Source organism: Microbulbifer regidiadema (SeqCode) (assembly GCF_052466995.1).
In genome coordinates, this window is the sequence record NZ_CP174297.1 from 1,107,523 (window position 1) to 1,126,474 (window position 18,952).

Annotated in this window: 19 protein-coding genes and 1 riboswitch; of the genes, 2 read left to right on the forward strand and 17 right to left on the reverse strand. The window is 47.9% G+C overall.

Annotated elements, in window-relative coordinates; genetic code table 11:
- Positions 1-179 precede the first annotated feature (179 nt).
- The 10 genes from ACJJIK_RS04620 to ACJJIK_RS04665 are packed head-to-tail and all read right to left on the reverse strand — an operon-like array spanning position 180 to position 9,931.
- Positions 180-1,073 (reverse strand): cobalamin-binding protein, encoded by an 894-nt coding sequence (locus ACJJIK_RS04620; protein WP_444944367.1) that lies wholly within the window; start codon positions 1,071-1,073, stop codon positions 180-182.
- A 19-nt stretch (positions 1,074-1,092) separates the two neighbouring features.
- Positions 1,093-1,914 (reverse strand): adenosylcobinamide-GDP ribazoletransferase, encoded by an 822-nt coding sequence (gene cobS, locus ACJJIK_RS04625; protein WP_444930955.1) that lies wholly within the window; start codon positions 1,912-1,914, stop codon positions 1,093-1,095.
- Positions 1,898-2,503, reverse strand: a complete 606-nt coding sequence (locus ACJJIK_RS04630; RefSeq protein WP_444930954.1) for a histidine phosphatase family protein — start codon at positions 2,501-2,503, stop codon at positions 1,898-1,900. Before ACJJIK_RS04630 ends, cobS begins: the two co-directional genes overlap by 17 nt.
- Positions 2,493-3,542 (reverse strand): nicotinate-nucleotide--dimethylbenzimidazole phosphoribosyltransferase, encoded by a 1,050-nt coding sequence (gene cobT / locus ACJJIK_RS04635; RefSeq protein ID WP_444944368.1) that lies wholly within the window; start codon positions 3,540-3,542, stop codon positions 2,493-2,495. Before cobT ends, ACJJIK_RS04630 begins: the two co-directional genes overlap by 11 nt.
- 17 nt (positions 3,543-3,559) lie before the next feature.
- Positions 3,560-4,108, reverse strand: coding sequence for a bifunctional adenosylcobinamide kinase/adenosylcobinamide-phosphate guanylyltransferase (cobU, locus tag ACJJIK_RS04640; RefSeq protein ID WP_444944369.1), 549 nt, complete (start codon positions 4,106-4,108; stop codon positions 3,560-3,562).
- The gene (locus tag ACJJIK_RS04645) at positions 4,101-4,883 is read right to left on the reverse strand and encodes a heme ABC transporter ATP-binding protein (RefSeq protein WP_444944370.1); all 783 of its coding nucleotides are present in this window, start codon (positions 4,881-4,883) and stop codon (positions 4,101-4,103) included. Before ACJJIK_RS04645 ends, cobU begins: the two co-directional genes overlap by 8 nt.
- Positions 4,883-5,905 (reverse strand): FecCD family ABC transporter permease, encoded by a 1,023-nt coding sequence (locus ACJJIK_RS04650; protein ID WP_444930950.1) that lies wholly within the window; start codon positions 5,903-5,905, stop codon positions 4,883-4,885. Before ACJJIK_RS04650 ends, ACJJIK_RS04645 begins: the two co-directional genes overlap by 1 nt.
- Positions 5,902-7,410 carry a cobyric acid synthase gene (locus tag ACJJIK_RS04655; RefSeq protein ID WP_444930949.1) on the reverse strand — a complete coding sequence of 503 codons (1,509 nt, stop codon included), beginning with the start codon at positions 7,408-7,410 and terminating at the stop codon, positions 5,902-5,904. The genes ACJJIK_RS04650 and ACJJIK_RS04655 overlap by 4 nt, the downstream gene beginning before the upstream one ends.
- A 12-nt stretch (positions 7,411-7,422) precedes the next feature.
- Positions 7,423-8,037, reverse strand: a complete 615-nt coding sequence (gene cobO / locus ACJJIK_RS04660; RefSeq protein ID WP_444930948.1) for a cob(I)yrinic acid a,c-diamide adenosyltransferase — start codon at positions 8,035-8,037, stop codon at positions 7,423-7,425.
- Positions 8,038-8,074: 37 nt separating this feature from the next.
- Positions 8,075-9,931, reverse strand: coding sequence for a TonB-dependent receptor plug domain-containing protein (locus tag ACJJIK_RS04665; RefSeq protein ID WP_444930947.1), 1,857 nt, complete (start codon positions 9,929-9,931; stop codon positions 8,075-8,077).
- 103 nt (positions 9,932-10,034) lie between these two features.
- Positions 10,035-10,182: riboswitch (cobalamin riboswitch) on the reverse strand.
- Between the two features lie 398 nt (positions 10,183-10,580).
- Between ACJJIK_RS04665 and ACJJIK_RS04670 the strand changes: the two genes are divergently transcribed.
- Positions 10,581-10,952 carry a BlaI/MecI/CopY family transcriptional regulator gene (locus ACJJIK_RS04670; RefSeq protein ID WP_444930946.1) on the forward strand — a complete coding sequence of 124 codons (372 nt, stop codon included), beginning with the start codon at positions 10,581-10,583 and terminating at the stop codon, positions 10,950-10,952.
- Entirely contained in the window at positions 10,945-12,156 is a 1,212-nt protein-coding gene (locus tag ACJJIK_RS04675; RefSeq protein ID WP_444930945.1) for a M56 family metallopeptidase, read from the forward strand. Before ACJJIK_RS04670 ends, ACJJIK_RS04675 begins: the two co-directional genes overlap by 8 nt.
- 275 nt (positions 12,157-12,431) lie before the next feature.
- Here ACJJIK_RS04675 and ACJJIK_RS04680 read toward each other — a convergent pair whose 3' ends face one another.
- From ACJJIK_RS04680 to ACJJIK_RS04710, 7 genes are all read right to left on the reverse strand, one after another.
- A complete protein-coding gene (locus tag ACJJIK_RS04680; protein WP_444944371.1) occupies positions 12,432-13,040 on the reverse strand; it encodes a hypothetical protein in 609 nt (202 codons plus the stop codon).
- Positions 13,041-13,128: 88 nt separating this feature from the next.
- Positions 13,129-13,755 carry a LysE family translocator gene (locus ACJJIK_RS04685; RefSeq protein WP_444930943.1) on the reverse strand — a complete coding sequence of 209 codons (627 nt, stop codon included), beginning with the start codon at positions 13,753-13,755 and terminating at the stop codon, positions 13,129-13,131.
- Positions 13,756-13,806: 51 nt separating this feature from the next.
- A complete protein-coding gene (locus tag ACJJIK_RS04690; RefSeq protein WP_444944372.1) occupies positions 13,807-14,535 on the reverse strand; it encodes an RDD family protein in 729 nt (242 codons plus the stop codon).
- Between the two features lie 215 nt (positions 14,536-14,750).
- On the reverse strand, positions 14,751-15,104 hold the full coding sequence (locus ACJJIK_RS04695) for a DUF1428 domain-containing protein (RefSeq protein WP_444944373.1): 354 nt from the start codon (positions 15,102-15,104) through the stop codon (positions 14,751-14,753).
- A 207-nt stretch (positions 15,105-15,311) separates the two neighbouring features.
- Complete coding sequence (locus ACJJIK_RS04700) at positions 15,312-15,800, reverse strand: protein-tyrosine phosphatase family protein (protein WP_444944374.1); 489 nt, start codon at positions 15,798-15,800, stop codon at positions 15,312-15,314.
- Positions 15,801-16,138: 338 nt separating this feature from the next.
- Entirely contained in the window at positions 16,139-17,080 is a 942-nt protein-coding gene (locus ACJJIK_RS04705) for an SPFH domain-containing protein (protein ID WP_444930939.1), read from the reverse strand.
- A gap of 755 nt (positions 17,081-17,835) precedes the next feature.
- On the reverse strand, positions 17,836-18,774 hold the full coding sequence (locus tag ACJJIK_RS04710) for an SPFH domain-containing protein (protein WP_444930938.1): 939 nt from the start codon (positions 18,772-18,774) through the stop codon (positions 17,836-17,838).
- Positions 18,775-18,952: the final 178 nt, after the last annotated feature.

Genomic DNA, 18,952 nt, shown 5'->3' on the forward strand with positions numbered 1-18,952 from the left:
CACAACCAATATACAAAGAGGGGGGTATTGAATCCGGGAGCACTTAATCGATATCAACCGGTTTAGACGCTGCTTAAATCAACCTATCGCTTACCAAGCCAATACTAAAAATAACTGTATAGGCAGATTTCGGGAAGGTCGATTTAAGCCTCAAGCTTTTGAAGGCTATCAACAGATAACTAACCTTTTCCTCGCACTCGATTCAAATCATCACAAACCATCTCCATGCCATCCAGCACCCGAAAAGTATGTCGCTGAATAATATCCGGTGGTATATGGAATAGATTTCCCTCTTTAACCGCATCAATCCTTGGGTAATCTTCCCAAGTGTCCAGCCAGTCTGGCCGCTCCTCTCCCATTCCGCTGGCGATAATAACTTTCGGGTCTCTATTGAGTACCGATTCAATACTAATCTTCGGGGCCAATACCAGTGCATCTGCAAATATATTACGGCCGCCGCAGGTCTCAATAACATCACTGATTAAATGATCGCCGTTAAGTGTTTGCAGTGGCTCGTTCCAAACCTGATAAAAAACACTTACCGAATCCAGATTTTTATGATTGACCTGGAGCTCAGTCAGGCGCTCAAGCCATGTCTCAGCAGACTTATCCGCATAGTCACTTGTACCGGCAAGTTTACCGAAACTCTGTACATTCGCGGCAATATCTTCAAGAGTGTGAGATTCAGATACAAAAACCGTAAAACCCAGGTCCTCCAGTTTATTAACCATCTGATTGCCATTCCCCGAGCCCCAGGCAACAATCAAGTCGGGATTTAACAACAATAAACGCTCGTAATTTACCGCTTTATAGTTACCTACCTCCGGTAACTGCTTGGCTTGTTCGGGGTAATCGCTATAGCTTACTGCGGCAATAAGCTTATCCCCCGCCCCGGCACTGTAAAAGTTCTCAACAATATTTGGTGCTAGCGCGACAATGCGCTCTGCCGGTGCGGAAAGCTCAACCCATTGGCCCCGGGCATCCTCTACCCGCACGGGTTCATCTGCCCAAATCTTAGTCGCCCATAACAAGCTTAAGGCTAAAACTACATGGATAATGCTGCTTCGAGACATCTCTTTAACTCAGCTATAACTAATTTACACTGGCAACCACTGCCACCCACAAAACCAATATCGACAGTTCACTTATCTCGACTAAGCCACCCAAGCAATCGCCCGTATAACCGCCGATAGTTTTCTCCCACAAGTGCCGCCAGAATAAGATCAGCGTGAACAAAGTGCAGACAATACCTATGGCCACTGATAGTGGCACCACTATACAGCTAATAGCTACTACGACTGCAACTACCGGCAACAGGTCCCATCGGCGCTTTGTACCAGAGGGGGGCACATGGCCTTCCACACGTGCATATTCTGAAATTCCCATTAAAGCCAGTGCCGCAGCCCTGGCCAGCATAGGTGAGAGTAGCAAAGGTAAATAGACCCAAACATTTACTGTTACTGGGTTTATCGTCTCAAGTAGCGCTGCAACTGCAGCAAACTTGATCAGTAGAAAAACAACAACAGCAGCCACAGCAATAGAGCCACAGTGGGGATCGTGCATCACTCTCAAAATATGCTGACGTTGCTCTTCAGGATCGGCACATTTATGTCCAGCAAAGTAGGCATCAGTACAGTCAGCAAGGCCGTCGAGGTGCAGTGCACCTGTCAGGACAACCCAGAAACCTAACAGTATTGCGGCTTGCAACTGAGTACCTAAAGGAGTCAGAAGATAGGCGGCCCCGGATAACAGTACACCAATCACCACTCCAACCAGAGGGTAAAAATAAATCGACCTCTTCACCGTTTTCTTGTCCACTTGGCGCAGCAAGCCAGCCACCGGCAGCCGGGTAAGAAACACTAGCGCATACAGAAATGCCTGGGATAGGTCGTACAACTTACGGGCAATAAACATAAGCTGACTGCTCTGGGTAGGAAACGGTAAAGGTCTTATTGCCTAAGTCGTATCTCAGCGATGCAGCAAATCCGTAGCTGATTTGCAGCGAAATCATTTTAACTGGGAGCCAGTTATTCGCATACGCGAGTAACAACTTGATCACACCACCGTGAGTAACGAGTAGCAGGGTCTCTCCCGAATATTGCTTGGCCAGATTATCAATCGCTTGAAGAACTCTGGATCGAAATGCGGCAAAGGGCTCACCTCCTGGAGGTGCGTGCTTTTCTGGGTCACGCCCCCAGGCTTCGCACAGTGCTCGCTGCTCAGTCCAGATTTTATCAACTGACTGCCCTTCCCAATCCCCGAAACCGATTTCCCGAATACCAGGAGCTTCACTTATCGGCAATTTTTTCTCTCGGGCGAGCTGAGTGGCAAAGTGTTGGCAGCGCTGCAAAGGCGAAGTGACAACTCGGTCCCAGGAACCATCAAGCTCGGCAAGCCCCCGCAACATCTGCTCCCTACCCTCATAGGTTAAGGGCACATCGATCTGGCCGCGAAAGATATTTCCACCTTCACAGGCACCGTGTCGTAAAAGATCAATCCGCAACTGGCACCCCTGCCTCACTGAAAGTGAACATTTTGTTATGCAGGTTGAGCGCCTGCCTGATAATACTAATAGCCAATACCGCACCTGTGCCCTCGCCCAAGCGCATATTGAAACTCAGCAATGGCTTCACCCCCATGCACTCAAGGGCCAATTGGTGACCAGCCTCATCAGAGAGGTGGGCATAAAGTAACCAGGGCTTCACTGATGGATTAATCGCACCGGCAATAGCTGCGGCGGCAGTCGCCATAAACCCATCAACCAATACGGGGACACCGCGCTGGGCGCTGGCGATAAATGCTCCGGTTAGGGCTGCAATCTCAAAACCACCCAAAGTTTGCAGAATAGTGAGTGGCGAACGCAGCGCTGCCTGATGCTGTTCCAGGGCCGATTCAATCAGTTCCACCTTGCGGGCGAGTACTGCATCATCGATACCTGTACCGCGCCCTGTAATCTCAGCAACTTCCAATTCAAACAAGGCGGCAAAAATTGCAGCGGCGGAAGTGGTATTGCCTATTCCCATATCACCGCCGATAAAACAATCTGCATCGGTAGACTGACGACGCCCAGCATTAAGGGCAAGAGCCAGCTGCGTCTGGGTCATGGCTGGATTGCCTCGGGAGAAATCCTCAGTGGAGGGGGCTATAACTTCATCAATCAGGTCAGGGTGTTCTACCGGGAGCACACACCCCAGATTAATTGCGGCAAAGTCTGCATTCTGCTCGCGGCTCAACACATTGATAGCCGCCCCACCCTCGCAAAATAGTTTCAGCATTACAGAAGTCACTGCCTGAGGAAATCGTGAGGTTCCCCGAGCTGCAATACCGTGATCCGCACCGAATACCCGCACAGACAAATTATCCAGTTGGGGGTTCTCCCGCCCCTGGAATCCGGCGAAATCTATCGCAATATTCTCAAGCCGGCCAAGCGCACCTTGCGGCTTGATCAATTGCTTCTGGCGAGCAATAGCGGCAGTGCGAGCACTTTGCTCCGGGATTGGTGCGGGCTTATCGAGCCAACTGAGTTCACCTGTCATAATCATAAGTCTCAGAGGCTCCTTTACTTTACAGTGAGTGGCAAACCGGCAATTGCCAAGGTAACGCTATCAGCTCGCTCGGCTAATGCCTGATGAAGCCAGCCCGCCGCATCCACAAATTCCCGCGACAACTGCCCAAGGGGCACAATGCCCGAGCCGACTTCATTACTGACAAAAATCCAAGGGGAGGCATTACTGCTGCCATCAGTACACCTTTCATCGATACAGCGCAATAGCGCGTCCCGCTCACACTCCCAGGCGCCCTGGTGCAGGCAGTTGCTCAACCACAAAGTGAGACAGTCCACCAGTACACAGTGGGATTTTGGCGTTGCGAGCAAAGCCTCTGCCAGTGCAATAGGCTCTTCCAGGGTCTGCCAGCGATGATCCCGGTCTTCCCGGTGGCGAGCAATACGGGTAGACATTTCTTTATCCCCTGCAGTGGCCGTCGCCAGGTAGGTAAGCCCACCATCGCTATTGCTGTTTAGCCACTGTTCCGCACGCTGCTGCGCAAGCCGACTCTTCCCGCTGCGCACACCACCCAGTATCAGGTGTACATCACTGGCACTAGACATCGGCAATCACCAGAGACTTGCCCGTTACCGGGTGCGGCATCACGGTGACACTATAGCCGTAAAGCTGTTGCATATTTTCCGCAGTCAATACGGCCTCTGGGCTTCCGTAGGCCATACTGCGCCCCTGCTTTAAGGCGAGAATTCTGTCGCTATAGCCGCTGGCATGGGCCAGGTCGTGGACCGTCATTACCACGGATACGCCACTTCGCGCGAAGTCTCTTACCGCTCTCATCATTCCATATTGGTGGGCTATATCCAGACTGACTGCGGGCTCATCCAATAAAAGGAGGCGCTCCCCCCCGTCCTCTGCCCGCCAAATCTGCGCTATCACCCGAGCCAGTTGCAAGCGTTGCTGCTCACCGCCGGATAATGTTGGGTACAGGCGCTCAGACAAATGACTGACATCCAGCGCTGCCATAGCTTCCAGGCAAATTTCCCGGTCCCGGTCAGTGCCGGTGGAATGCGGTGTTCGACTGAGAGCGACCAATTCCAGCCCAGTAAAGGCAAATGTCAGAGGGTTATTTTGCGGCAGGACGGCAACTTGCCTGGCTCGATTGCGGACGGACAACTTTGAAAACGGGTTGCCTTTAAAGTGGACCTGCCCGGAATCCATCTTGATTTCACCGCAAAGGGCACGCAGTAGAGTCGATTTACCCGCGCCATTGGGGCCAATCACACAAACCAGCTCGCCGGCATTCACTTCCAGATTGATATCTCGCAGCAGCGGTCGATTATCGACGCTGACCGTAACTCCCTCCGCCTGTAGCAGGGCCACTAAATTGCCCCCCTACTTTTACGCAGCAAGGATACAAAGAAAGGCACGCCAATCAGTGCGGTGATCAGCCCTACCGGGATCTCCACCGGGGCAATAATGGTTCGCGCCAGGGTATCGGAAACTAGCAATAAACTGGCTCCGGCCAAGGCAGAAAGCGGCAATAGTTGTCGGTGGTCAGGCCCTACCCATAAACGCACTATATGGGGCACTACCAGCCCCACAAAAGCAATACTGCCAGCCACAGCAACCGAAGTGCCCACCCCAGCTGCAACGAGCACTATCAGACGGGTTTTTACCCGCTCTACATCAATACCCAGGTGCCGCGCTTGGGACTCCCCCAACAAAAGAACATTTAGTGAGGTCCCGAAGCGGGACATACTGGCAAGCAAAGCGCCCAGCACGGCCAAAACCAGAAAAGCGCGAGGATAGCTCGCTGCATCCAGTCCCCCCATAAGCCACAGGCTCATACGGCGCAGGGTGTCATTATCGGCAAAGTACTCCATTAGCCCGATCAGACTTGCGGAAAAAGCGGTGACGGCAATCCCCATTAGCAACATGGTGGCCACGGAAGTGCCATTAATACTTTTCGCCACTTTGTAGACCAGTGTCACTGCCAACAGACCGCTGCAAAAAGCAGCTATGGATACAACGGGCAAACTTCCGAAGGCACTAGCGACTTCCACTCCTAGCAGGATGGCCAAACAAGCGCCGAGAGAAGCCCCTGCGGTAACACCAATTAGGGATGGGTCAGCTAGAGGGTTTCGAAATAAGCCCTGCAACATTGCCCCACAAATGGCGAGCACAGCGCCTACTCCAGCGGCCAACAGTGCCCTTGGCAATCGTATTGCCTGAACAATTTGTCCGGCGAGCCCACTGTCACTCTGGCCACTGATCGCGGCAAATAATTGTGAGGGTGAGAGGTACACCGCACCTATCGCTATAGCAGCAGAAAAACTAAGGGCAAGTACTGCGGGCAGTGACCACCAGGCAACACTTAAAGCTTTGATACGGGTGACCGTCACTGGCTGTCCCCTTGCGATACTGCCGCACCTTTAGCCCCCTCAAATTGCTTGAGCCAGTTTCCCTGTATATTTTCGCCAATAGTCTCCGCGAGCCGATCCAACTGTTGCTGGCGCTGCTCACCGACATCCAGCGGTGCAGAGTCTTTTAATCCACCCCAGGCAAGTAATTCACTCAGTGCCTCGGGTGAATCAAACAGTCCATGTACATAGGTAGCCAATATCTGCCTATCAGCACTAATCGCACCATCGGGCCTCAGGTTTCCGTTCTTATCGCGGATATACACGGCCGGATTTTGCAGAGCTGTACCCTCTGTTCTACCACAGTGAATTTCGTAACCTTGGACAGGAGCGCCTTCTTTTACTTCATTTCCCGAAGCCAAAAGGCCGGTAATATTTGTCAATGCTTTGACTGGCTGCAAGCGAGTTGTGTAGTCCAGATAGCCCAAGCCCAGTTCACTCCCGGGGGTATCTTCTATTCCATCCGGGTCTTGCACTTCTTTCCCCAGCATCTGCAAGCCACCGCAAATACCCATAAGCTTGCCACCGTAGCGCAGATGCCGGTCCAACTGTACGGGCCAATCGTTTTCTTTTAAATAGGCCAAATCTGCCCGCACATTCTTACTACCAGGAAGAATAATCCAGTCGCACTGAGGGATTGGTTCGCGCACACTGACAAATTGCAGGTCGATATCCGGGTGCAACCTCAACGCATCAAAATCTGTATGGTTGCTAATGCGCGGCAATACCGGTACGACCACTTTCAATCGGGCATCAACACCACTCTGCTGGGTGCTAATGGCATCCTCCGCATCAAGATAGAGATCGTGGAGATAGGGCAAGACTCCGAGAACTGGCTTGCCGGTATACTCCTCCAACCAATCGAGACCCGGCTGAAGTAATTGCAGATCGCCGCGAAACCGGTTGATCACAAAACCAACAACACGCTCGCGCTCTGAGGGCGATAGCAGTTCGAGGGTTCCCACCAAGTGGGCGAAAACACCTCCGCGATCGATATCGGCAATCAGTACAACCGGGCAATCAACGGCCTCGGCAAAGCCCATATTGGCGATATCATTTTCCCGCAGATTGATTTCTGCCGGGCTGCCAGCGCCTTCAACTAACACCAGCTCATATTGATCATCGAGCCGTGCGAAGGAATCCAGCACCGCAGTTTGTGCGGTAGATTTATAGTGGTGATAATCCAGAGCCTGCATGTTCCCCAGCACCTTGCCCTGAATAATGACCTGGGCTCCGATATCTGAGGCGGGCTTGAGTAGCACCGGATTCATATCGCTGTGGGGATCAATACCGCAAGCTTGGGCTTGCAGTGCCTGTGCCCGCCCTATTTCACCGCCATCCGCCGTTACCGCACTGTTGAGTGCCATATTTTGCGGTTTAAATGGTGCAACACTGACTCCGCGCTGAGCAAAGTAACGAGCGAGCCCCGCCACCAAAGTACTCTTGCCGGCATCGGAGGTGGTGCCCTGAATCATCAACACGGACATAGTGAAAACAACCTAGTAATCTACGCCTTTGCGGGCTTTGATGCCCACTTTATAAGCGTGCTTGATATCTTTAACCTCAGATACCGTATCGACGAGCGCTTGTAGTGCGCTGCCACCGCCGCGACCAGTCACCACCACACTCTGCTCCGGCGGACGCTGGGCAAGAGCCTCCAATACCATGGGCTCATCCAGATATTTATAAGCGAGCATATAAGTCAACTCATCCAATACCACCAAGTCATAGCTGGTATCGGTGAGCATTTTCTCTGCCTCTGCCCAGGTCCTCTCTGCGGCGGCAATATCGCTGGTGCGATCTTGGGTATTCCAGGTAAAACCGGTACCCATTTGGTAGAGGGTAACTTCCGGGCAGTGGTTTTTAAGAAAGAGTTCTTCCCCAGACTGCTGTGCGCCTTTAATAAATTGCACTACGCCCACTTTCTGACCGTACCCCAGTGCGCGTATGACCATGCCGAAAGCTGAGCTCGACTTACCTTTGCCATTACCGGTAAGCAGGACAGCAACACCACGCTGGATATCGGCTGCGGCAATACTGGCGTCAACCTTTTCCTTGTGTTTTTGCATTGCCTGCTTGTGCTTGGCATTTCGTTTTTGCTCATCTGCCGACATGGTCACCTCAGTTCAAAAATCTATTCAGGAGAGTGCTTTAGAAGCTAAATTCCACACCGGCATAACCAGCAAGGCCCGCCGTGTTATAGCCAGAGGCTTCCACATAGTCATCATCGGTGAGGTTTTCACCACGAACAAATACCGTAGTGGAATCATTCAGTTGATAACGGACACTGGCATCCAGGACCTGATAATTATCCAGGGAGGAGCCATCACTATCTACAACATCTGCGCTGGCACGCAGGTTCACGGCAAGGCTTAGGGCACTGATGGGCTTGTAAGTGAAGCCGAGGTTAGCCAGGTGCTTGGGGCTGCGGGCACGGGGTGAGTCATCGGCTGTTTCAGCATCGGTGTAGGTGTAGTTGGCAGAAAGTAACAGGCTGTCGGACAACTGTGTTTCCGCGACAAACTCTACACCCTGAGACTCACTTTCCCCACTACTCTGCAGGTAACCCGTATAGCCGACCATATCGAAGCCGATTTCATTCTCGATAACTTGCTTGAACAGCACGAGCTCTAGATAGAGGGCATTTTCACCAAAGTACTCAACACCGAGATCCAGACCTCGGCTCTCTTCCGGCTTAAGGGATGGCAACTCCAACGGGGTAAAGGTCACCCAATCGAATGCATTGGTGTTGTAGTTAATTTCATACAAGCTGGGAGCCCGGAAGCCAGTACCATAACTGCTCTTTATCTTTACAGTACCGTTGGCAACCTCCTCAAACAGATAGGCCGAGCTGACGCGAAAGCTGTTGTAGCTGCCAAAATCTGAATTGTTGTCATGGCGAAGGCCAAGGGTAATATAGGCTTGGTCGGCATAGCTGCCCTGATATTCAGAGTAAACTGCCCACTGATCCCGCTCCTGCCCCCCCACAGTATCTTCGCGATGCTCCACCCCGTAAACTACCGCGTGTTCGCGACTAAACCCGTGAGAACCCGTGAAGTTCAGCTTTTCGATATCACCTTCCGCTTCATAGGAGACCACGCCTTCACTGATATAGGTGCGCTGCAAATCAGAGCGTGTATAAGCTAACTCCTGCTGACCCTCTTCTCCTTTACGAGCCAGGCTGACACGAGTACTTTCCTGGCTGAAATCAAAGTTACAATCATCCTGAGTGGGCCAGCCACAGCGGTCATACTCACCAGACGCGTCGATATCCCGCGCAACGGCCTCCAGTCGCCACTGCTCAGATATATTCCAACCTACACGGCCATGTAAGGTTTCATTGTCGTAACCATCGTCATCGTGCAAGTCCGTATCATAGCTGCTGGTATTAAAACCATCGGTTTCCACCGCCGCCGCAGAAACAAAGTAATCCAGCGTATCATTGGCTCCGCTGGCACTGGCATTGTAGCGCTCAGTATCGTAACTCCCCCCCTCGGCGGACAGCTCAAAGCGCTGTCCTTGATCTTCACGACGAGTTGAGATATCCAGTACGCCACCCGCATCGGCCCCGTAGAGCATCCCCTGCGGACCGCGCAGTAGTTCCACACGCTGCAAATTGCTGCTCATAATATGTTCAATATGAGCGCCGCCCTGGGTGCCGGTGGGGTCAGAAATATCAATACCGTCTATTCGCACCAGTGTTCTGAAGCCAGACTCCCCGCGCACTCTTAGCGAGGTTGCCTTGCCCATACCCCCGTTATTGCTAACAGATACAGACGGTACACTGCGTAGCACATCAGCCAGTGAGGCCAGCCCGCGTGCTTTCAGCTGCTCTTCATCCAATATCGTTACGGAAGTAGCTACTTGGCGCAGCGGCTCACCCTGGCGCGAGCTCACCACAACCACAGTTTCCAGGTCTGGAATTGATGATTCGGTATCGGTAGATTCGCCAAAAGCCGGCACGCTCGCGGCTGATAATACAGCCAAGCTCAATAAAGATTTTTTCAAGTTTCAACCCCTAAGACAAAAGCAGATGGGATCGAGGGAGGAATAGCAATACGGCACGCAAAAGCGCGAAAGGTCGTATTGCGAGATGGTAGCCCTCCGCTCCATCGTGTTTCGAAAAGAGGCCGGTATCGGGCTTACCACTCAAAATACAGGCGGATCACCGTTGCGGGGGCAGCGCCGGAATACCGGACTTCCCGTTTAACCTTCTCAGCCCATCCAGGGCAGAAGGCACCTCTTATCGTGGTCGCGAAACTAGTGGAAAGGTACCGGAAAGTCAACAGAAGCCAAAAAGCCCCCTATATCGCGTCATAAGTAATTAGACGCTAGGCTCTGGAGCCATTCTCCGAGGTAAGCCCCTTCCATTTCAAATACAAAAACTAATTCGGGTTAAGTGAAGATCAGTGAGTTTTTTAGACGAGATTCAACAACTATTTTTCTACGGAGAAAGAAAGCACTACCGATAATTAAAAATCACGCCAACCTATCCCCCGGTGGAACCGGGCATAGCAAATTTAATAAAAATTCATTTATCCCTCATCCTGCTAAAAATACAAAGCACAACTGTCACCCTAAGGCAAATTTTTACTTGACCGGCAAAAACTACAAGTGTAGTCTTTGTGGCTAACAGTGTAGTTAAAAGGTTATCAGTATGATTGTTTCAGCTTCAGAGCAGGTAATCCTTGAGGTTCTATGGAAGGACCACCCTCTTACAGTGGGGCAGATTATTGAACGGGTACAGGAAACTTCTGACTGGCACCCAAATACCATAAAAACCATGCTAAGCAGACTGGTAACAAAGGGGTCACTTGAGAGAAGCAAAGATGGCAAGCGCTATTTTTACTCTCCCGCTATTTCAAGGGATGATGTTGTTGAGGAGGAAACGAAGGGGCTCCTGTCACGTTTTTTCAATGGGAAAATGGCTCCTTTACTTGCACACTTCGCCCAGCATAAAAAGATATCGGCTCAAGATCTAAAAGAGATTGAAGAAATCTTAGATAAACTGAAGAATAAAAATGATTGAGTGGTTATATAGAACATCAGTTGAAATCACTCTACTCATTGGCTTGGTTCTACTGCTAAAGGGTTTGGTCCGACGTTATCTGGGTGCACAGATAGCATTTCTACTCTGGCTAATCCCTTTAGCTAGGTGCTTTATGTGGCAAAAACCTGAAGTCGAAATTGCACTAATAGAGTATCAAGCCTTTTCATCTGATCAAATCTCAATAACGATATTTCCCAATCCAAATGTTGCGGCCCTTTCTCCTGACCTTTATTTGATCTGGGTCTGGTTGGTCGGCCTCTCCATCTGGACGGGTTATAGACTCTTTTCTATATACGCGCTTAAAATTCATTTAAACCAAAATCGACAACCTACCCTCACCGAAGAGATTATCAATATATATAAACCCTTAGCACTGAAAGCCCATAACATATATAAAACACAGATACCATCTGCTCCATTTGTTACAGGGCTATTCAAGCCCACTGTATACTTACCGGATGACTTCCATTCACGATACAACAAAATTCAGCAACGCTGCATTCTAGCCCATGAACTCTCTCACATAGAACGTAAGGATTTATGGATCCAATTAATCTACGAAATTGTCCGCGCTGTATTTTGGTTCAACCCATTAATTCATATAGTCGGCCCAATAATCCGAGAAGACCAGGAGCTGGCATGTGACCACCGGACACTAAAAAATAGCAGTAACGACGAGCGCTTAGAATATGGTCGCGCGCTAACAGAACGTTTGCACGTGAACATCCTCCCCGCCACTATGGCATTCTTATTAAACCAAAAAGAGAGATTTATTATGCTTGAAAAACACCACAGCTCAACTGTAAAAACGACAGCGGGTGCCCTCCTTGTTCTTACAGTCGGATTTATTGCTCTAACCCAGACACCACATGTAGTTGCCGATGATTCATCCTGGCCAAAGGAAACCATGCAACTTAACTTTGAGGACATCCCACTAAGTGAAATGACCAGAATGATTTTCAACTTTGCCCAACAAGATGTCGTCGGCATTGAGCAGCTATCAAATCAAAAGGTTACACTCAGAATTGACTCTGTAAAGCCCTACCATGCCGCAAATACACTATTGAAGTGCTATGGGTTTAAAATGGAACAGCGCAATAACTACTATGCAATAATTCAAGATTATCCAGACAAAAATAATTACGATTCACCCAAAGACTGCATCAAGGCAAAACTTGACTAGAGCAAGCAACAACTTCTACCAGACAGAATAACTTAAGGTACCTCTGAGTATACTAACTCGCGAGTCAGGCGTACTTTTATCATACAAAGCACTAATTGTGCTTGACCAACTTGATGGTAGATATCCAACCCCCATAGGCAATATATCGATATATGCAGAGCAACCCACAACGTGGATTACCAGCAATATTCAATTGAAATTTTAGATAAGCGAACATATGAAAATAAGACCACCTAGAGAGATTCTGAGACATTACAGAATTCTCCAGAGACTTCCTAGCTATTATCAAATGACACAAGCCAATCTTTGTAATATTTATCTGCATATTGGCGAAAGAATGGAAACAGCCAAGATGCACTTCTATCATTGAGGTTAAACCCACTTTCATCATCAATAATTACATCATCATCAACTATTCCTGTAAGTGCATGATGTAAAGCTGAAGCGCACAGTAGAAATTGCCCGATGGAGTCTGCTATAGGCCTAAAGTCCCACTCTCCAGCCCCATGCATGGCACGGTATACCGTTGAATGTCTGCCACCTTCGGCCAAATCAACAATGATGGGATCTGCTCCCTCATCCGCAAATAAGAACCAGGTTTTATCCCAGTGAGATATCGGCTTATTTTCAACCGGGTTGTAGTTATATCCATTCATCAGCCATGACAAACGCCCTGCACTATATAGATCAAGGGGGTTTCCCACACACTCAAAAAATTGGCTATGGGCTGGTGCATAGCTGACAATGTACTCTTGAAATTCCTCAGAAAAAATCACATTCCCTTCCTGTTGCAATTTAGAGTATAGAGAACCCCCTCCCCCCTGAAAGCCAAAATCTGCTTTTGTAAAACTACCAATTAACTCGATATAGTCTTTAATATTCATATAGTGGAACTCCTATCACTACTTATCAACCCATTTAAAACCAGGCAACTACGCCAACAGTGTACTTAACTCCCTTACACACCCCTATCTATCTTGACGTACCAACTAAAGCACAGCCAGCACCCACAAAAGTTGAGCCGAGTAGTCGGCTAAAAAACCGGCTTGAAGTAAAGTTTCTCGACCTTATCTTGGCACCCCCGGCCAGCAACATATAGCAAAATAAACAACTAAAAGATAATGCCATAAAGCTGAAAACCAGCAGTATAAACTGAGGCAATAGCGGGCCTGACAATGAGATAAACTGTGGGAAAAGTGCGGTTGTGAAAATAATTGCCTTGGGGTTAGTTAAGGCAATGGAGACCCCTTGTATATAAAAGCTCAATAATCCACGTTGATTATTACAAGGGATCTGCGTGGATTCCATTCGCCCTATACCATTTCTCCAAAGCTTAACACCCATATAGATTAGATAGCCAGCGCCCAGGAGCTTTACTACTGTAAACGCTATTGAGGAATTTAGGACAATCGTACTCAACCCAATAACAGAGAGTCCGGACATTACCAACAGCCCAGAGATGTTGCCCAAAGCTGTAAGCACTCCCGCTCTGACACCGGCAGACAGGGTGTTGATAGAAACCAGTAGTGCCGCAGGCCCCGGAGTAGCGGTTGCCAAAAGAGCAATTGAACAAAAAGCCAGCCAATTTTCAAGCGTCATTAGATGCACCTTAAACAACCATTACTAAACCTGAAGAAAAACTACAACATCTCAGCCGATCAACCTTATTCTTCGCGCGCCATATAAACGGCCAGCCCATCCCGCCCAGGGAAGCACAAAAACCAAAACCCAAAAGAGTACGCCCAAAAACAAGTGGACTGTATCTTCAGCACTATTACAAACCTGTTTGGATGCACATAAATCCGACACTGAAATAACAGCAATCGCAGATATAGCCAAAGAAGAACTGATTACATACATAACCGCTACTATCAATCTCCGAGTCTTTCCAGGATATTCATACTCATATGATTCAGTACGTTCCTCAAGCACTTCATAGCTTGGCAACAAAGCCGGGGCCTTAACAACCACTAACGACATAGAAATAAAATCATGTAGCGCCTGATATTTTTTTGAGGTAAGAACAAAGATTAATGAAGGAACTCCCAAAAGCAATTTAAACAACGTTCTGATTATTGCCTGAACGATATTGATCCTTTTATCACTTGCTATTTTACGGATACGAACACCCACAAGATGATGCCCAACACTCCCTCCAGTTAAGGAGACCAATACCGGCTCAAATAATACAATCAACAGCAAAATTAAAACTGATTGATATACTTCATTTGTGAAGTCTATACTCGTACCAATAGCTATCGAGAGAACAGTAACGGCAATCAGCACTAAAGAATCAATCATCAACGCTCTAAATCTTCTGGAAAGTTTCGGGTACATATTAACTACAGTCTTTGTTTGCAGAATTTCTCGGGAATGCATCTCTATATATCAGATTTCTATATTCCCCTAAAGCTATTTCAGCATACCGATGCTTAAAAAATCACCTTTATGGAAGTTGTAACTCACTATCCGTACGATGGTACCTCTCGAACCTATCCCTATGATTTTGAGCCGCCACACAAAACTAATACAGGAGCTATACGACCAAGAAATACTCTTTCTTTTAAGCCGTGATAGCTCCCGAACATAGCTTACTATTCATCCAGAATGACACTAAACCCACCATAAATCATTCGCTTGCCATCAAATGGCATGGGATTATGTTCTGGATGCATCCTGGGGTCATCAACAATCGCTCGCCAGGCAGAGTTTCGGACTTTTTTAGATGGCCAGATAATCCAGGAGAAGACCACGGTTTCATCTTCAGCGCATTTTACAGCGATGGGAAAAGAGGTTATTTCACCTTGTGGGATATCATCACCCCAGGCTTCTACAACCCTTAGCGCACCCTGCTCTTTAAATACCTCCGCAGCAATTTTTGCATGCCTAATATAATCATCTATATTCGCTGTAGGCACAGCGGTGACAACCCCATCTACATAAGACATTATTATAACCCTCCAGATTGACCTTGAATTTAAATACCAACTCTAGATTAGGTGCGGGTGACGGCCTTTAACCCTCCAGTTTTCCTCTATGTAACACAACGTCAAAAGATATTCTTCTGCATTCTTTCAACACAATCCAAATCTAGACAATTTGACACAGACTTATCCAATAAACTTTCTATCAATACTCCTTCGCTCAGCTGAAGATCATATGGAACCCAGCTCATAATCACAGATAAAATCATATTGCTCTTGTGTATCAGGAACTGGAACACCTCTCGCAGCGCTTACTGTGTCAATGGCCTCCTGAGAGGCAACGCCCTCTTTAACCAAAAGGCAAGGTGCAACCATCCCCGTACGACCAATGCCCGCGCGGCAGTGAACAGCAATCTTGCTACCCAGCGTCAGCAGACCATAGAGCTGATCAAGTAAAGCGCCAAATGGAACTGATGCAGGAAGTCCTCGGTCCCGAATACTATGGCGGATAAACTTTATTCCGTACTTTTTTAAAATCTCTCCCTCAGACTTCAATCCAAGCTCACTCTCCTCAGACTCCTCAAGGAGAGAGACAACCGTATCCACGCCCTCTGAAATAAAATGCCGAACATCATCCTCCAAATAATCACTCGATGGCTTTGGCATCACGTACAATTTTCCTGCTCCAATTGTGCAAACGGAATATATATTTGGAATCATAAAAAGGCCTCCAATATAGAGCTGACTGAGCACACTTGGAGTACCTCAATAGCTCGAAAATACCTGTGAAGATTCTGAGGGTTAAATATTAGACACAGATTATTATAAATGTCCACAGGACATAACAAAACCTGTAATTTGAAGGCTATAGAGCCCCTGAATAGCTCTTTGATGCCTCTGAGCCTCAGAGCAGTCACAAGCAAGGCGCGGCTTTGTAGGGATGCCTAGAGTAACACTGAGTGTGAACCACCCTGAAAGGTCCACAGATATATTATGGAATGATTCAGAGGTTCCCAATGCACCCTTCTTCAAAGATTCAAGTAAGCCTGACACTCCTGTTAGGCAGGCTGAGGCTCTCTTTGCGGGGATGACCGTTTTGCGACAGTAATGGATTTGTCCGGTATCGGTAGAGCAATCGATGGCTGTTGCTGTGCCTGACTAGCGGCCATTACCATAGTGTTACCATGGCGAGCAGCGGTGACAAGCGCATCATTATCTGCAATCGCACTTAAAAAACGCAATGCTTCATCGGCACTAGTACCGGCTTTGACCAGAACCTTAATGGCCTCGGCGGCACTTTCAGCGTACATCCGCCGCGCCTCCCCCATCATTTTCATACGAATCTTCACAGACTGGCCATCTGCCTTAGCTTTACCTGCTTCGCGCTCCCGAATTGCCTCAGCTTCATAAGCTGCGGCCTGCCTTTCACGCTGCATCTCTATAACTTTATTTGCCTGAATCTCTACTGATTTGGGTAGACGCGGTTCACCTGATAGCACATCGATAATCTGAACTCCAAAACAATGGAAGAAATGACGAAGCTGTTCTTTAGCCTTGTCAGCTATCTGGTCTTTGTTATTGTAGACATCTTCAAGCTTGATACTATTGGCAATTGGAATAGCGATATCTGTTACAATAGACTTTAGCTGTGCTTGATAATCTTCCAATTCATATAGTGCCTTATGCGCAAGATGCACATCGGTGGTTATCTGGTGCTGCACTTTGAGAACCAAACCAAAAGTGACATGATTACTCGTTTTAAGGGTAAGTTCTACAGGCACTTCATTCAAGGCTGTAGAGGCTTTCTTGTCAACCCAGGACAAAAAAGGCACAATCAGGTTGAGACCAGGAGTCGCCGTTTTCCAGTATGCACCCAAAAACAATACAAAGTGATATTGTCTAGGCTCTACAATAACGATGGCTTTGGCAAGTAAAACAACCACTACCACTGCAAATACAGGTGACCACACTAAAAAGCTTTCAAAATCTTGTCCAAACATACTCTAGCATTCCTAACCAGGAAGATTATTCCATAGCATAAAGTCAAACGCTCAAAAAATAAGGCTGAAATTATACCCTTAGAGTCACCGCCAAAAAGGTTCCAGAAATCCACTTAAAAAACCTTTTACCAACCAATTGTGAAAACAAATCCTGCCAGACAGCGCAACCAGTCTATAGCCATATTTTTTAGCCTATAATCACCGAAAAATCATATTACTCTTACACGTCAGAAACTGCCCCCTCCTTTTTAGCCTAAGGGCAAGTTGTAACCATACCCGCACGATCAGCAACCGTGTGATAATAAACGGCAATATTATTAGGCAATACAAGTAGACCATTCAGCCATTCAAGCAAAGAGGCAAGCTGAACTGACTCTAAAACTCTCGACTGAGGATACTAATGCCACAACTGTCTCGCTTAAGATATATCGCATTACCGATGCTTTCGGAATACTAGCTATAACAAGCCAAAAAATACAAACACCCGCCGATTCAACTCAGCTGTACGCAAAGGTGACTGAGGATCAAAGCCATAAAAAAGGACGACACCCTGTTCCATTAAAGCCTTAAGTTTGGCATCGCCCGCTTTGCGAAGTGAAGATTAATTATGCTGACAGCTAGAAAAGCATACTCTAAACGCTTCTGACCTGGTAGGAGGGCTGGCCTATAAAGATAAAGCTATCCAAAAGCCCCCCTCCCACAATAAGTATCTATAGAGCGCCGCCTACTATGTAGTCAGCCCCGCCTACTCCGTATCAAACAGGTTGTAGTTCTCTCTGAAGTCTCGGCTTTGTTATTGTAGTGGGTTTTTCTGACACCGGCAGCGCAACAGATACTTGCGGCTGAGTTTGACTGCTGGCCATCAAGGCCGCGCTGCCATGGCGCGCAGCAGTAACAATCGCATCATTATCTGCAATCGCGCTCAAAAAACGTAATGCTTCATCGGCGCTAGTACCGACACTGGTTAGTGTCTTGATAGCTTCAGCGGTACTTTCAGCGTATATCCGCCGAGCCTCCCCCGCCTTCTTCATCCGAATCCTTACCGACTCACCATCTGCCTTAGCTTTGCCCAGCTCTCGCTCCTGGATTGCCTTAGCCTCGTAAATCGCTGCCTGCTTCTCACGCTGCATTTCCATAACTCTATTCACCTGAGCCTCTACTGATATTGGCAGGCACGGTTCACCCGATAGTACATCGACCACCTGTATACCAAAATTATTGAAAACGTGACGAAGCCGCGTTTTAACCTTATTCGCTATTTGCTCTTTTTGGCTATAGACCTCTTCAAATTTAATACTGTTAGCAATTGGAATGGCGGCATCTGTCGCAAAGGACTTCAACTGGATTTGATAATTCTCCAGTTCGTACAGAGCCTTATACGCGCGCTTCACATCGGTAGTCACCTGGTGTTGCACCTTAAGGATCAACCCAAAAGTAACTTGATTACTTGTCTTAAGGGTGAGCTCTACAGGGGTCTCCTTTAAGGCCGTAGAGGTTTTTTTATCGACCCAGGAGAGAAAAGGAACAATCCAGTTAATCCCTGGCGTAGCTGTTTTCCAATATCTACCTAGAAATAGTACAAAGTGATACTGTTTGGGTTCTACAAGAACGACAGACTTGGCAAGCAATAAGACTATTACCAATGTAATCACAAATGGCCAAAACAATAAATCCTGAAAGAGCTGCTCAAACATTACTCATCCCCCCGATTAAACAAACCAATTAACAAGGCAAATTTAAGCCCCCAAAACCAGGATATAAGTCATACCCCGGCATCCCCAAAAAACCACATTGACATATAAAAACAAAACACTTTCCGATCATGAAAAATATATTCGATATTGAAGCGATCGCCCACACTACAACTCTTGC